This window comes from Lysobacter sp. 1R34A, assembly GCF_051217035.1.
Taxonomy (GTDB): domain Bacteria; phylum Pseudomonadota; class Gammaproteobacteria; order Xanthomonadales; family Xanthomonadaceae; genus Lysobacter.
The window spans coordinates 1-14,843 of record NZ_JBPKJP010000019.1 but is presented as its reverse complement, the minus strand read 5'-3'; the positions used below and the strand labels follow the sequence as shown (position 1 = coordinate 14,843).

The following is a 14,843-nucleotide window of genomic DNA, read 5'->3' as shown; positions in this document are numbered from 1 at the left end:
GCTGCGGATCTGCGCGTTCCGTGGTCGCGACTCACGTCGCTCCTACACAGAGAGCCAGTAGCGACGCGAGACCGAAGTGCGACGCTCGCGCCGATCAAGCCGCCAACAACTTCAAGGCAATCCCCAACCCCGCCATATCCTGCGGCTCGCCCTCGAGGTCGGCATGGATCAGCGGGCGGGATTCGAGCCAGCGACGCGAGACGGTCAGGGTCAGGGTGTTGCCCTCGCCGTGAGCGTCGAGCTGGGGGATGGGGTCGGATTCGTGGGCGCGATGCAGCAGCACGGCCAGGCGCAGCAGGGCCGAGCTGCGGCGCACCGCCGACAGCAGGCGGTCGGGCAGGGCGTCGAAGGCGGACTTCGGGATGCCGCGGCGGTGGGTGCGCACCAGGGCGGCGAGGAATTGCTGCTGCTGGCGCGAGAAGCCGGAGATGTCGGAGTTCTCGATCACGTACGAGCTGTGCACGTGGTACTGGCTGTGGGCGATCGCCAGGCCGAGTTCGTGCAGGCGCGCGGCGCGTTGCAGCATCAGGCGGTCGTCGGCGTCCAACTGCCAGCTTTCGGCGACCTGGTCGAACAGGCGCATCAGGGTCGCCTCGACCCGCGCGGACTGCTGTTCGTCGATACCGTAACGGTTGACCATCGCCTTGACCGCGGCATCGCGCGGGTCGTCGGCGCCGCCGCGGCCGAGCATGTCGTAAAGCACGCCTTCGCGCATCGCCGCCTTGCTGATCGCCATGCGCTGCAGGCCGAGCACGTTGAAGGCGGCTTCGAGGATCAGGATGCCGCCGGCGATGATCGGGCGGCGGTCGGCCGACAGGCCGGGCAGGTCGATCTCGTCGATGCGGTCGGCCTGGAGCAGACGGTCGCGCAACTGCGGCAGGGCCTCGGCGATCACCGCGCCCTTGGTCAGCTTCATCGCCGCGCAGATCTCGCCGATGGCCTTGTTGGTGCCGGAGGCGCCCAGGGCCTCGTGCCAGCCGAGCGAGCGGTAGGTGCCTGCGAACTGCTGGAATTCGGCCGAGACCTCGGTCAGCGCATCGCGCCATTTTTTCTTCGACAGCTTGCCGTTCTCGAAGAAGCGACGGGTCGTGGCGACGCAGCCGACCTGCAGGCTTTCGCGTTCGATCGCCTCGAAGCCGCTGCCGATGATGCACTCGGTGGAGCCGCCGCCGATATCGATGACCAGACGGCGCTCTCCGGGCTTGGACGGTTGCGCGTGGGCGACGCCCAGGTAGATCAGGCGGGCTTCTTCGCGGCCGGAGACGACTTCGATGGCGTGGCCGAGCGCGGATTCGGCCGGCATCAGGAAGGCCTGCGGGGCGGCGAGACGGCGTACGGTGTTGGTGGCTAGGGCGCGCACGCGTTGCGGCGGCACGTCGCGGATGCGCTGGCCGAAGCGCGACAGGCAGTCCAGCGCGCGCTGGCGGACCTCAGGGGCGAGGCCGCCCTTGCGGTCCAGGCCTTCGGCCAGGCGCACCGTCTCGCGCAGCCGGTCGACGGTGCGCAACTGCCCCAGCACGTAGCGGGCGACCACCATGTGGAAACTGTTCGACCCCAGGTCGACGGCGGCGAGCAGGTCGCCATCCTGGAGCGGCAGGCGGGTGGTCGGGAAAATATTGTTCATGTGCGGGATTTTCGTTTATCCGCACAACTTGGCCAACAGGGTGGCCTGTGCCGAATGGGGCATCGCGCCTTCCTCGGGCACCACGCGCAGGTACCGACCGTCCGACTGCAGCTCCCAGGCGTTGAGGTTGTCGGCGAGGTAGTTCGACAGCGCCTCGTCGTAGACGCGGGCGCGCAGGTCGTGGTCGAGGACCGGGAAACCGGTCTCGACCCGGCGCAGCAGATTGCGTTCGAGCCAGTCGGCGCTGGAGCAGAACAGGTCCGGCGCGCCGTCGTTGGCGAACCAATAGACCCGATGGTGTTCGAGGAAGCGGCCGACGATCGAGCGCACCCGGATGTTGTCGGAAATGCCCTCGACACCCGGGCGCAGGGTGCAGGCGCCGCGCACGATCAGGTCGATCTGCACGCCGGCCTGCGAGGCCTGGTACAGCGCGCGGATCACCTGCGGCTCGTTCAAGGCGTTCATCTTGGCGACGATGCGGGCCGGTTTGCCGGCGCGCGCGTGCCTGGTTTCGCGGTCGATGCGCTTGAGCACCCCCGCGTGCAGGGTGAACGGCGACTGCAGCAGGCACTTGAGCTTGAGCGACGGCGCCAGCCCGGACAGCTGCTGGAAGATCAGGTGGACGTCGTTGCCGATGTCGGGATCGGCGGTGATCAGGCCGAAGTCGGTGTAGGCGCGCGCGGTGCCGCTGTGGTAGTTGCCGGTGCCCAGGTGCACGTAGCGGCGCAGCTTGCGGCCTTCCCGGCGCACGATCAGCAGCATCTTGGCGTGGGTCTTGTAGCCGACCACGCCGTACACGACCTGCACCCCGGCCTCCTGCAGGCGGTCGGCGAGGCCCAGGTTGGCTTCCTCGTCGAAGCGCGCGCGCAGCTCGACCACCACGGTGACGTCCTTGCCGTTGCGCGCGGCCTGGACCAGTTGCTCGACGATCGGCGAATCCTTGCCGGCGCGGTACAGGGTCTGCTTGATCGCGAGCACGTGAGGGTCTTCGGCGGCCTGTCGGATCAGCTCCAGCACCGGGGAGAACGCATCGAAGGGATGGTGCAGCAGCACGTCGCCGTCGGCGACGGTGTCGAACATGGTGTCCACGCCGGGCAGCACGCGCTGCTGGTAGGCGGGGAATTTCAGTTCCGGGCGCTGGACCAGGTCGTACACCTGGATCACCCGGTTGAGATTGACCGGGCCGTTGATGCGGTACACCGCGTTCTCGGGCAGGTCGAAATTCTCCAGCAGGGTGCGCACGATCGGCTTCGGGCACTGCTCGGCGATCTCCAGCCGCACCGCGCGCAGATAGCCGCGGCCGATCAGCTCGTCGCGCAGGGCCAGGGCGATGTTGTCGACTTCTTCTTCGTCGACCAGCAGCTCGGAGTTGCGGGTCACCCGGAACTGGTAGGCGCCCTTGACCTCCATGCCCGGGAACAGTTCGTCGACGAAGGTCGACAGCACCGAGGACAGGAACACGAAGTCGTGCTTGCCGCCGGAGACGTTCTCGGGCAGTTGGATGATGCGCGGCAGCGAGCGCGGCGCGCGCACGATGGCCAGGTTTCCGGCGCGGCCGAATGCGTCCTTGCCCTTCAGCACCACCACGATGTTGAGCGACTTGTTGAGGATCTTCGGGAACGGGTGCGCCGGGTCCAGGCCGAGCGGCGACAGCACCGGCATGATTTCGTCGCGGAAGTAGGCGCGCAGCCAGCGGGTCTGGCGCGCGTTCCAGGAATTGCGCCCGAGCACGCGCACGCCGGCGTCGCTGAGCGCCGGGCGCAGCACGTCGTTCCAGCATTCGTACTGCGACTTGACCAGCTCGGCGGCGCGGTCGTGGATGCGCGCGAGCACGGTCGCCGGCGCCAGCCCGTCGGGGCCCGGCGCGAGGCCCAGGTCCTGGGCATGGCGCATGGTGCCGGCGCGGATCTCGAAGAACTCGTCGAGGTTGGTGCAGGAAATGCACAGGTACTTCAGCCGCTCCAGCAGCGGCACCTGCGAGTCCTGGGCCTGGGCCAGGACGCGGAAATTGAAGTCCAGCTGGGACAGTTCGCGATTGAAGTACAGGGCGCTGTCGCGCAGCGGATCGGTGTCGAGCGGGGTATCCGTCATCGCATTCATGGCGCTGCTGCAGAGTTCCTAAGGCAGGACGTCGGGGAGAGTATCGGCGAATGCATCGTGATAGGCGTCGCGGCGGCGGATCCGGTCGATGCCGAAGTGACAGGCGAAAGTGCTGCCGCGGCCGACTTCGCTGGCGATCTCGAGCCGCGCCTGATGCAGGTGCAGCACGTGCTTGACGATCGACAGGCCCAGGCCGGTGCCGCCGCTTTCGCGCGAGCGGCTGGTCGAGACGCGGTAGAAACGCTCGGTGATGCGCGGCAGGTGCGCGGCCGGGATGCCGTAGCCGCTGTCGACCACTTCCAGCACCGCGCCGCGGGCGATGCCGGCGTTTTCAGGGCGGAAGCGGATGCGGATGGTGCCGCCGGCCGGGGTGTAGCGGATCGCGTTGCTGACCAGGTTGGAGAACGCGCTGTGCAGTTCCTTGTTGGAGCCGAACAGGTCGACTCCGGCCAGGTCGTCCATCGCGATCTCGTGCCGGCCCTGGCTCAGCGCATTGGCCTCGCGCTTGAGCGTGGACAGCATCGAGGCCATCGCGACGATTTCCTCGGCCGGCAGGCTGTCCTGCGATTCCAGCCGCGACAGGGTCAGCAGGTCTTCGACCAACTGGGTCATGCGCTGCGACTGGCGCTGCATTTCCGCGAGCATCGGCGCCCAGTCCGGGTGTTCTTCCGGATCGAGCAGGTCGAGGTAGCCGTGCACCACGGTCAGCGGCGTGCGCAGTTCGTGCGAGACGTTGGCGACGAAATCGCGGCGCATCTGCTCGAGTTGCAGCAGCCGGCTGACGTCGCGCGCGACCAGCAGCCAGAGGTTTTCCGAGTACGGGATCAACCGCAGGCTCAGAGTGATGGCCGGATTCCACGGCGAAGCCGCTTCGAGCGGTTCGGCGTTGCGGCCCGAGGCCAGCCAGTGCGCGAGTTGCAGCGGCTGCAGGCGATGCACCACCGGCGCGCCGATATCGCGCGGATAGCGCAGGCCGAACAGGCCGTTGGCGGCCTCGTTGAACCACTGGATGCGCTGGCTGTTGCGCTCGACCACGACGATCGCGTCGGGCATCGCCGCTGCGGCGGCGCGGTAGGCGCGCAGCATCTCGATCAGGCGGCGCTTGCGCCCGCGCATCTCGGCCTGGCTGCGGTGCAACAGGCGGTCGAGTTCGTTCCAGATGCCTTCGCCGAGCGGCGGGGTGAGGCGCTGGCGCGCGGTCAGCCGGATCAGCACCCGGCGCAGCCGCCAGTAGTGCCAGGCGACGACGCCCAGCGCAGCGAAGGTGACGACCGGCCAGGGATAGCCGATCAGCACCCCGAGCACGGCGGCGCCGACCAGGATCAGGGCGAGCTGACCGAGGGTGCGGAACCAGGCGGAGCGTGCGCGGGGAGGCATACCTCCAGCTTACGCGGCGAGCGAGGCGGAAAAACGATACCCCGCGCCGCGTACGGTCTGGACCATGCCGTCGAGGTGATGGGGCTCGAGGGTCTTGCGCAGGCGGCGGATATGCACATCGACGGTGCGCTCTTCGACGTAGACGCTGCCGCCCCAGACGTGATCGAGCAACTGGGTGCGCGAATACACGCGCTCGGGGTGGGTCATGAAGAAATGCAGCAGTCGGTACTCGGTCGGGCCGATCTGGACCGGCTGGTCGCCGCCTTCGCCGTGGGCGAACACGCGGTGGGCGGCACCGTCGATACGCAGCGGACCGACCCCGACGCTGCCGTCCTCGTCGTCCTCGCGCGAGCGGCGCAGCACCGCGCGGATGCGCGCCAGCAGCTCGCGCGCCGAGAAGGGCTTGACCACGTAGTCGTCGACCCCGGCTTCGAGGCCGCCGACGCGGTCGTTCTCTTCGCCGCGCGCGGTCAGCATGATGATCGGGATCTCGCGGGTCAGCGATTCCTTGCGCCAGCGACGGGCCAGCTCCAGGCCGCTGGTGCCCGGGAGCATCCAGTCGAGCAGGATCAGGTCGGGGACGCGGTCGGCGATCGCCGCCTGCGCCTCGCGGGCATCGCCGGCGTGGACCGGGTCGTATTCGCCCTTGCGCAGGGCAAAGGACACCATGTCGCGGATGGCGGGTTCGTCTTCGACTATCAAGATGCGCTTCTGCACACGGTCACCGAGGGGGAGGCGGGGAGGGCTCGTCCTTGAAACCGCGCCAGTACACTACCGTTTTATGACTACTCCATGACAAGGTTTGGGTAGCATTGCCGGCTTTGTGATGCGGCGCGCTTGCCTGGGGCTGTTTTCGCGATCCCGCTGCAGGACCGCGATTACCCAGGATTGGCGGCGCTTTCGCCGTCGTTGCCGCCCTAATGCGCGACGCTGGAGTTTGGCGTTCAGATGACATCGCGATGGCAGGCAGCGGGCCGGCGGCCCAGATGGCGGCCCGGCGACGCGGGCGTGGCGCTGCGATGGCGGCCGTGTGGCGGCCGATCCCTGGCGCGGCGGCCGATTCGCCCCGTCGACAGAGTGCGGACGGGGCCCTGCGTGATGCGAGGTCCGCTCGACTCCTGGGCGCGGGATCTCCTTCAGAGTGGCTGCCAAGCCGAAGCACCCTCCTTCCCCTTTTGACAAAGGGGCGGCGCCGCGGAGGGCCGGAAGTCCGATCGTGACCCTCGGCGCGGGGGATTTGCCATTCCCGCACTCGGCCGCCCGCCTAGCGCCGCTTCAGATCCTCGTCGCGCACGCCCTGGCGCTTGAGCTCCAGCACGGTCGGGGTAATCGCGGCGATGCGCGCCTCGATCCGGGCGCGGGCGTAATAGTCCAGGTCGGGATTGCGCTTGAGCGTGTTCAGCTGGACCAGGGCCTGTTCCGGGCGGCCGCGCAGGTAAGCGGCCTCGGCATAGGCTTCGCCGGCGCGGATCGAGTCGCCGGCGATCTCGCAGGCCCGGGCGAACAACTGCTGCAGCAGCGGGTCGTCGCCGCCCTGGCCGAACAACGGCCGCAGCACCGCCTGGGCGCGCTGTCCGGCGGCCGGCGTGTTGCGGTCGGTCAGCACCTTGGCATAGCCCAGGGCGATGGCGCGGTTGTTCGGAGTCTGACGCAGCAAGGCCTCGAAGCGGGCGTCGGCCGCGGCGGTCTTGCCGGTCTGGGCCTCGGCCTCGGCCAAGGCCAGGCTCAGCCAGACCTGGCCCGGATGCTTCTGCAGCAGTTCGCTCAGCACCGGCACTGCCGCGCCGGGCTGGTTGGAGCGCATCCGCGCCAGGGCCATGCCGTAGCGGCGGGCGTCGCTGTCGCCGCCGAGGCGTTCGTATTCGCGCACCGCTTCGCGCGGCGAGACCGCGCTGAGCACGCGTAGGCGCTCGCGGGCGAACTCGAACACGCCGGTGCTGCCGGAGGTCAGCGACTGGTCGAATAGCTTCAGCCCGCTCGGCAGCAAGGGGTTGTCGGTGCCGCTGGCGTTGTCGGGCAGGGTGAACGGCGCCTTGGGGATGCGTTCGACCCGGGTCGCGTTCGGCGTCGCGGTGACCGCGGTCAGGCTGTTCTTGCCGGCGATCTGTTCGGCGCGCTCCTTGGCTTCGCCGATGCGGGTGGTGGTGACCGGGTGGGTCATCAGGTAGTCGGGCGTCTCGCCGTACCAGTTGGCGGCGTTGCTGCGCGACACCACCTGCATGCGGGCGAAGAAGTCGGCCATCGCGGTCGGGTCGTAGTGGCTGCGCGACAGGGTCTGGATGCCGATCCGGTCGGCCTCGGACTCGTTGGAGCGGGTGTAGTTGATCTGGCGCTGCTGCATCAGGCCCAGGCCCGAGGTGATCGCGGCCATGGTCGCGTCGTCGGTGGAGTTGGAGCCGGCGCTCTGCGCGGCCACGATCGCGCCGAGCATCGCCAGCAGGATCGGCAGTTGATCGCGCTGGGCGCGCTCGACCCCGCGCAGCACGTGTTGCTGGGTGACGTGGGCGACCTCGTGCGAGATCACCGCGGCCACCTCGTCCTCGCGTTCGGCGGTCAGCACCAGGCCGGAGTTGACGCCGATGTAGCCGCCGAGGGTGGCGAAGGCGTTGATCTGGCGCTCGCGCAGCATGAAGAAGGTGAACGGCTGGCTGGGCTTGTCGCTGTTGGCGGCGAGGCGGGTGCCCAGGGTGTCGAGCCAGCTGTCGATCAGCGGGTCTTCGAGCAGGTAGTCGTAGTGGCGCAGCTGCGCCAGCATCATCGCGCCGTACTGGCGCTGCTTGGCCGGCGTCAGCAGTTCCGCCGCCGAGGAGCCGATATCGGGCAGCCTGGATTCCTGCGCGCTCGCGCAGACGCTGCCGAGGGCGAGGGTGACAGCGGCGGTGAGCAAGGCGATGCGGCGCAAGCGGTGAGTCCTCGAAACCAGACGGAAGATGGGGGACGGCGGGGTGCGAAAGCGGGCGGGGCATTCGCGGCGGATGCATGGCAGGATGCCGCCCGGGCGACGGCATGGCGTGAATGCGTCGTTAACTCATCGGTTCAACGCCCGGCCGCCGCTATCGGGGTCGTCGCGACGCCGCCAAGCGAGCGTAGCCGGTGCCAGTACCCGACGCCGGCGTATTGCCTGCGTACCGGGCCGTGCGGGACTGCGTTCCATCGACGAACTTTAAACTCCCCGTTGCCGTAGCCATATTCGACCGCAGGACCACCCCAGAGTTCAGGCAGGAGAACCGTTTTGAGCGACACCGCCCCCCAACCGCCGTCGATCGTGATCTATACCACCGCGATCTGCCCGTATTGCGTCGCCGCGAAGAATTTCCTCAAGAGCAAAGGCCAGCAGTGGACCGAGGTCCGCATCGACCTGGACCCGGCCGAGCGCGAGAAGATGATGGCGCTGACCAAGCGCACCAGCGTGCCGCAGATCTTCATCGGCCAGACCCACGTGGGCGGCTACGACGACATGATCGCCCTGCACCGCGCCGGCGGCCTGGACCCGCTGTTGGCGGGGGTGAGCTGACGCGCCAGGCGGCACTGCCGCCTGCGTCAGCGAACGCCCGGCCAGGGATGGCCGGGCCGGACGATCCGCAGCCGAACCCGCATCGCCATGGACGGCAAGCGCGTACCCCATCCTTAAGCGGCACTGCCGCCTGCGTCAGCGAACGCCCGGCCAGGGATGGCCGGGCCGGACGATCCGCAGCCGAACCCGCATCGCCATGGACGGCAAGCGCGTACCTCTCATCTCAAGGAACCTGTGTGAGTAACGATCGTACCGACGACAAAGCCGCCCCGAACGAAAGCGACCGAGTCGCCGAGTTCACCGCCTTCCGCAAGCGCATGAACGAACGAATCCTGGCCGAACCGAACCAGGTGGTGCGGCGTTTCTTCGCCCTGGATACGCAGACCTACCAGCCCGGCGCACTCGACCTGAAGACCAAGGAACTGCTCGGCCTGGTCGCCTCGATGGTTCTGCGCTGCGACGACTGCATCAGCTATCACGTCGCCCAGTGCAAGGAGGCCGGGGTCAATCGCGACGAGATGTTCGAAGCGTTCTCGGTCGGCCTGGTGGTCGGCGGCTCGATCGTGATCCCGCACCTGCGCCGCGCGGTCGACTTCCTCGACCGGCTCGAACAGGGCGAAGCGGCCGCGCCGGCCGGTCACGACCACGGCTGAGCGCGTCGCTGTCCCGGTAGGAGCGGCGTGAGCCGCGACCGCGCGCCCCCGGCGCGTCGCAAGCGAGAGGTCGCGGTCGCGGCTTGCGCCGGTCCTACCCTGAAGCGGGTAAGGCGGCGGTAGCTGAACACGGGGCCGCTGCGCCGAATCGCATCGGCGGCTGCACCGAATCGGGCCGATCGGCGCCACCGACCAAGGTCCAATACTCCCGCGAATGCAGGCGGGGGCCGCTTCCGGCATAATTACGGGGCTCACACCTCGTGCGCCGCGCCGCTTGCGCCGCGCCCTACAGCTGGAAATCCTCATGACGCAAACCATTACGGTCATCCGTGGCGACGGCATCGGCCCCGAGATCATGGACGCCACCCTGCACGTGCTCGACACGATGAACCTGGGCTTGTCCTACGAATTCGCCGATGCCGGTCTGGTCGCGCTGGAAAAGCACGGCGAACTGCTGCCGGCGGCGACGATGGACTCGATCCGCAAGAACCGCATCGCCCTCAAGAGCCCGCTGACCACGCCGGTCGGCGAGGGCTTCAGCTCGATCAACGTCGAGCTGCGCAAGCGCTTCGACCTGTACGCCAACGTGCGTCCGGCCAAGTCGTTCCCGAACACCAAGTCCCGCTTCCCCTCGGGCGTGGACCTGATCACGGTGCGCGAGAACACCGAAGGCGCGTACATCGGCGAAGGCCAGTCGCTGTCGGAAGACGGCGAGACCGCGATGCTGACCCAGAAGATCACCCGCCGCGGCTCCGAGCGCATCGTGCGCTACGCCTTCGACCTGGCGCGCCGCACCGGCCGCAAGAAGGTCACGGTGGTGCACAAGGCCAACATCCTCAAGTCGACCTCGGGCCTGTTCCTGAAGACCGCGCGCGAAGTGGCGCAGCAGTATCCGGACATCCAGTGCAACGAGATGATCGTCGACAACACCTGCATGCAGTTGGTGATGCGTCCGGAGCAGTTCGACATCATCGTCACTACCAACCTGTTCGGCGACATCATCTCCGACCTGTGCGCCGGCCTGGTGGGCGGTCTCGGCCTCGCCCCGGGCGCCAACATCGGCACCGACGCGGCGATCTTCGAAGCCGTGCACGGCTCGGCCCCGGACATCGCCGGCAAGGGCATCGCCAACCCCTGCGCCCTGCTGCTGGGCGCGGCGCAGATGCTCGACCACCTCGGCCAGCCGGAAAAGGCCACCGCGCTGCGCGAGGCGATCATCGCCACGCTCGAAGCCAAGGACTCGCTGACCCCGGACCTCGGCGGCGAAGGCAACACGATGTCGTTCGCCAAGGCCATCGCGAGCCGCATCGCCGGCTGATCCTGCGGCCGTCGCAAGACCCAGCGGGGCGCCTTCGGGCGCCCCGTTTCGTTTGGGTCGCGTCATCCGCCCTGCGGCATCTCTCCCGCGAGCGGGAGAGGAGGCGTGGCGCTGTCGCCAGGATGGGCGGCTGAGGCCATCGCCCGGGGCCCTTTCCCTCTCCCGCGTGCGGGAGGGACGGGGAGAGCGCCAGCCGCCTGCGGAGAGCAGGGGGGGGCAGGCCCCGCTCCGGCCTCCCCGCTAGCATGGCCCCGACGCAGCATTCCAGCGCCAGCACTCGACAAGCGTGATGCTGCGCTGCAAAATCGCCATGTTTTCTAATCCATTCGGATGAAGCGATGAATCAACCGCTCCGCCCCGGCGCCCCGCTGTCCCCCAGTGCCTGGGCGCTGACGCCGCTGCTGGTGTTCCTGGCCCTGTTCTTCGGGGCCGGGCTGTATTTCACCTCGCACGGCGACGCCATGGGCTTCTACCAGCTGCATTCGCCGGTCGCGATCCTGCCGGCGCTGGCGCTGGCGGCTTTCATCGCCTGGCGGCGCGGGATCAAGCCGCTGGAGACCCTGCTGTCGGGCATGGGCGATCACAACGTCGTGCTGATGTGCCTGATCTTCCTGCTCGCCGGCGGCTTCGTCGAAGTGTCCAAGGCGATCGGCGCGGTCGACGCCATCGTCGCCCTCGGCGTCGGCAACGTGCATCCGGCCTTGTTGTTGCCGGCGCTGTTCGTGGTCGCCGGTTTCATCTCGCTGTCGCTCGGTACCTCGATGGGCACCATCGCCGCGGTCGCGCCGATCGCGCTGGGCGTGTCCGACGCCTCCGGCCTGGACCGCGCGCTGGTGCTCGGCGCGGTGATCGGCGGCGCGACTTTCGGCGACAACCTGTCGGTGATCTCCGACACCGCGATCGTCGCCAGCCGCACCCAGGGCTGCACGATGCGGGAGAAATTCCGCGAGAACCTCAAGCTGGCCTTGCCGGCGGCGATCGGCACCCTGGTGCTGCTCGGCTTCCTCGGCGAGACCGCGCCGGTGAGCACGCCCGATGCGGTGTCGCCGTGGCTGATCCTGCCGTACCTGGTGGTGCTGGGCCTGGCCATCGCCGGGGTCGACGTGATCATCGTGCTCAGCATCGGTTTGGTCATCGCCGGCCTGTTCGGCGTGTTCCTGGCCGAGGACTTCGGCTTCGCCGCCTACACCGCGCACATCTGGGACGGCTTCGAGAGCATGGTCGAGATCACCTTGCTGTCGCTGCTGGTGGGCGGTCTCGGCGCGTTGATGAAAGCCGCCGGCGGCCTGGCCTGGCTGGCCCAGGTCATCGGCAAGTTCGCGCGCGGCCATCGCAGCCGCCGCGCCGGCGAGATCAGCATCGCCGCGTTGTCGGCGACGAGCGATGTATTCACCGCCAACAACACGGTCGCGATCCTGATCAGCGGCGGCCTCGCCCGCGACGTCGCCCAGCAGCACGGCGTGCCGCCGGCGCGCGCGGCGAGCGTGCTCGACATCTTCGCCTGCGTGACCCAGGGCGTGCTGCCGTACGGGGCGCAGATCCTGCTCGCCGCCTCCTTGAGCCAGGTCTCGCCGCTGGCCTTGGTCGGCAACGTCCACTACAGCTGGCTGCTCGGCGGCATCACTGTGTTGACGATACTGTGGCCGTCGCGCCGGCGCGGCGAGGCCGTCAACGCGGCGAGCTGATCGGCCGATCCCACCGGTTGCGCGGGGTGCGCAAGCGGTGCCGAGCCGGCTAGGCTCGTGCATTGCAGCGTTGCGAGTCGAAGAACTCCGGCCGGGCCCGGCGATGGTTCTACGAAGCGTCCAGGATTTGCGCGTCGCCGATGCCGATCAGTCTGCGCTGGCCTGCGCATCGATCAACAGGGCCTGGCCGGGCTTGAGCACGGCCTTGCCGTTCAAGCCGTTGCGTTCGAGCAGGTCGGCGACGCGGATACGGTAGCGCTTGGCGATGGTCCAGGCGTTGTCGCCGCGGCCGACGGTGTGGCGGCGCGCACCGGCGGCTTGCTTGTTCTGTGCCTCGGCGACATCGACCGAAGCGGTGGTGACGGCCTGGGCGCCGGTGTCGCTCGCGTTGGCGCGGGTATTCGGCGGCAGTTCGATGTCGGCCAGGGTCTGGTCGGCGGCAAGCGGAGCGGGCGCGGTGTTCGCAGTCGCGGCGATGGCGAGCAAGGGCGCCCGGCGGGTGCTGGAACGGCCGATCGTGCCGTTGGCGAACACCGGGTTGAGGCGGCGCAGCTGCGCCGCGTCCTGGCCGGTGCGCGCGGCCCAGGCGTCGATGCCGCCGACCTCGGCCGGCACTGTCACCGCCTGCAGGTACGGCACCGGGCGGTCCAGCGCCTGCAGCCACTCGTCGCGGTCGTCGGCCTGTTCCATCAGGCACGACAGCGCATGCAGTTTGCGCACGTAGGCCTGGGTGATGTCGGACAGGCCGGTGAGCTGGTCGGGGCGGGCATTGGCCGCGGTCTGGCCGTTGCGCTTGAGCGCGTTGAGGATGCGGTACTCGCCGGCGTTGTAGGCCATCACCGCCAGCCGCCAGTCGCCGCCGAACATGCCGTGCAAGGTCTTGAGATAACGCACCGCGGCTTGCGTCGAATCGACCGGCGACAGGCGGCCGTCGTAGCCTTCGCGCATCGGCACGCGGTGATTGCGCGCGGTCAGGGCGATCATCTGCCAAAGCCCGGCGGGGCCGGCGGCGCTGCGCGCGCCGGGGCGGTAACCGCTCTCGACGAAGGGGATCAGCGCGTACTCGGTCGGCAGGTGCGCTTCGCGCAGGGCGTCGACCACGTAGCCGAACAGCGGCAGCAGGTCGTCGTCGGAACGGGCCAGGCGCTTGGGCGCGGCGGCGAAGTGCTGGCGCCAGCGGGTGCTCACGCCGGGTTCGCAGCTCGGGTCGGCCAGGCCCTCGCGGAAGCGTCGATAGATCTCGCGGCCGTTGCGGGTCGGCCCGGTCGGCGCCTCGGCCTTGGCCGGAGCGGTCTTGGCCTCAGCGGCTTCGGCGGCTAGGGCGGGCGAGGCGCAGGCTGCGCCCAGCCACAGTGCGGCGAGCAGGGCGGCACGCACGGGCGCGCACCGTTTGGCGTCGGCCCGCCTCAAGCGCGGAACCCGTCTTTCCAGCGCCGCAGCTCGGCGAAGGTCTGGATCTCGTCCTCGGGCGGATGGCCCAGGCGCGAGGTGATCGCGCGCAGCACTCCGGGTTCGCGGGTGCGCAGGAAGGGATTCGTCGCGCGCTCGTCGAGCAGGCTGCTGGGAACGGTGGGACGACCGGCGTTGCGCATGGCCTGAGCCTGTTCTATGCGGCGCCGCAGCGCCGGGTTGTCGGGTTCCACCACGCTCGCGAAGGCGGCGTTGGACAGGGTGTATTCGTGGCCGCAGCAGACCCGGGTCTCGTCCGGCAGGGCCGCCAGGCGGGTCAGCGAGACCAGCATCTGGGCGGCCGTACCTTCGAACAGCCGCCCACACCCCAGGCTGAACAAGGTGTCGCCGCTGAACAACAGGCGCTCGTCGCCATGGGCGCCGCGGTCCAGGTAGTAGGCGATGTGGCTGCGGGTGTGGCCGGGCACGGCCAGCACGTCGAGGGTCCAGCCCGCCACGTGCAGCTTCACCCCGTCGTCGACCCGCGCGGTCGCGCTGTGGATGCGCTCGTCGTCGGGGGCGAACACCGGGATCTCCGGCCAGCGCTCGCGCAGCGCGGCGGTGCCGCCGATGTGGTCGTCGTGGTGGTGGGTCAGCAGGATCCCCACCGGTCGCAGGCCGTGCGCGGCCGCGGCCATGACCGGCGCCGCGTCGCCGGGGTCGACGATCAGCGCCGACTCGTCGTCGCCAGACAGAGCCCAGATATAGTTGTCGTTGAGGGCGGGCAGGGCGAGCAACCGCATCGTCGGTCTCCTGGCGGGCGCGGGCCGGAGGGCCGCTGCGCGGGGCTGGGGCCGGTAAGGCCCGCTATCGGATTTGCCTGGCGCGGCCGGCGGGCGCACAGTCGGGGTCTTCGCAAGCCCCCGTGCCGTCCTGGCCCGATGCCTTCCGAGACTCCTGTCGAGAACGCGACCATGCCCGCCCCGTCCCACGGCCGTCAACCCGACCCCGCCCCCGCGTGTCCGCTGCAATGGTTCGGCGAAGTCGCCGGGCAGGGGCTGCTGGAAGTCGAGTCGGCGGCCATGGCGCGGGCGCTCGCGGCCAGCCCGACCTTGCCCTGGGCCTGGTTCGGCGTCGCCGCGGCATCGCCGCCCGGCGGCCGCCGCGGGGTCGCGCTGCGGCG

The 14,843-nt window shown here is 69.4% G+C and carries 11 protein-coding genes and 1 pseudogene; 5 read left to right on the top strand and 7 right to left on the bottom strand.

Annotated elements, in window-relative coordinates:
- Nucleotides 1-94 precede the first annotated feature (94 nt).
- The 5 genes from ppx to ACSAMQ_RS07380 all read right to left on the bottom strand — a co-directional run bounded on the left by ppx (nt 95) and on the right by ACSAMQ_RS07380 (nt 8,003).
- A complete protein-coding gene (ppx, locus tag ACSAMQ_RS07400; RefSeq protein WP_435395047.1) occupies nt 95-1,624 on the bottom strand; it encodes an exopolyphosphatase in 1,530 nt (509 codons plus the stop codon).
- 15 nt (nt 1,625-1,639) lie between these two features.
- Entirely contained in the window at nt 1,640-3,724 is a 2,085-nt protein-coding gene (gene ppk1, locus ACSAMQ_RS07395) for a polyphosphate kinase 1 (RefSeq protein WP_435395046.1), read from the bottom strand.
- Nucleotides 3,725-3,742: 18 nt separating this feature from the next.
- Nucleotides 3,743-5,101: a phosphate regulon sensor histidine kinase PhoR gene (gene phoR / locus ACSAMQ_RS07390; protein WP_435395045.1), complete on the bottom strand. Its 1,359-nt coding sequence runs from the start codon at nt 5,099-5,101 to the stop codon at nt 3,743-3,745.
- A 9-nt stretch (nt 5,102-5,110) separates the two neighbouring features.
- Complete coding sequence (phoB, locus tag ACSAMQ_RS07385; protein ID WP_031373561.1) at nt 5,111-5,818, bottom strand: phosphate regulon transcriptional regulator PhoB; 708 nt, start codon at nt 5,816-5,818, stop codon at nt 5,111-5,113.
- A gap of 547 nt (nt 5,819-6,365) precedes the next feature.
- Nucleotides 6,366-8,003 carry a M48 family metalloprotease gene (locus tag ACSAMQ_RS07380; RefSeq protein WP_435395044.1) on the bottom strand — a complete coding sequence of 546 codons (1,638 nt, stop codon included), beginning with the start codon at nt 8,001-8,003 and terminating at the stop codon, nt 6,366-6,368.
- A gap of 330 nt (nt 8,004-8,333) precedes the next feature.
- Here ACSAMQ_RS07380 and grxC point away from each other — a divergent pair, with 330 nt between their 5' ends.
- From grxC to ACSAMQ_RS07360, 4 genes are all read left to right on the top strand, one after another.
- The gene (grxC, locus tag ACSAMQ_RS07375) at nt 8,334-8,615 is read left to right on the top strand and encodes a glutaredoxin 3 (protein ID WP_435395043.1); all 282 of its coding nucleotides are present in this window, start codon (nt 8,334-8,336) and stop codon (nt 8,613-8,615) included.
- 317 nt (nt 8,616-8,932) lie between these two features.
- A complete protein-coding gene (locus ACSAMQ_RS07370) occupies nt 8,933-9,268 on the top strand; it encodes a carboxymuconolactone decarboxylase family protein (RefSeq protein WP_115859087.1) in 336 nt (111 codons plus the stop codon).
- A gap of 304 nt (nt 9,269-9,572) precedes the next feature.
- On the top strand, nt 9,573-10,586 hold the full coding sequence (locus ACSAMQ_RS07365; protein WP_435395042.1) for an isocitrate dehydrogenase: 1,014 nt from the start codon (nt 9,573-9,575) through the stop codon (nt 10,584-10,586).
- A 338-nt stretch (nt 10,587-10,924) separates the two neighbouring features.
- Nucleotides 10,925-12,271: a Na+/H+ antiporter NhaC family protein gene (locus ACSAMQ_RS07360; RefSeq protein ID WP_435395041.1), complete on the top strand. Its 1,347-nt coding sequence runs from the start codon at nt 10,925-10,927 to the stop codon at nt 12,269-12,271.
- A 147-nt stretch (nt 12,272-12,418) separates the two neighbouring features.
- Here the strand turns inward: ACSAMQ_RS07360 and ACSAMQ_RS07355 are convergent, their stop codons facing one another.
- Nucleotides 12,419-13,648, bottom strand: a complete 1,230-nt coding sequence (locus tag ACSAMQ_RS07355; RefSeq protein WP_435395040.1) for a transglycosylase SLT domain-containing protein — start codon at nt 13,646-13,648, stop codon at nt 12,419-12,421.
- 29 nt (nt 13,649-13,677) lie between these two features.
- Nucleotides 13,678-14,463, bottom strand: coding sequence for a hydroxyacylglutathione hydrolase (gloB, locus tag ACSAMQ_RS07350; RefSeq protein WP_435395039.1), 786 nt, complete (start codon nt 14,461-14,463; stop codon nt 13,678-13,680).
- Between the two features lie 171 nt (nt 14,464-14,634).
- Here gloB and ACSAMQ_RS07345 point away from each other — a divergent pair.
- Nucleotides 14,635-14,843 (top strand): annotated as a pseudogene (locus ACSAMQ_RS07345) (hypothetical protein); the annotation flags it as partial.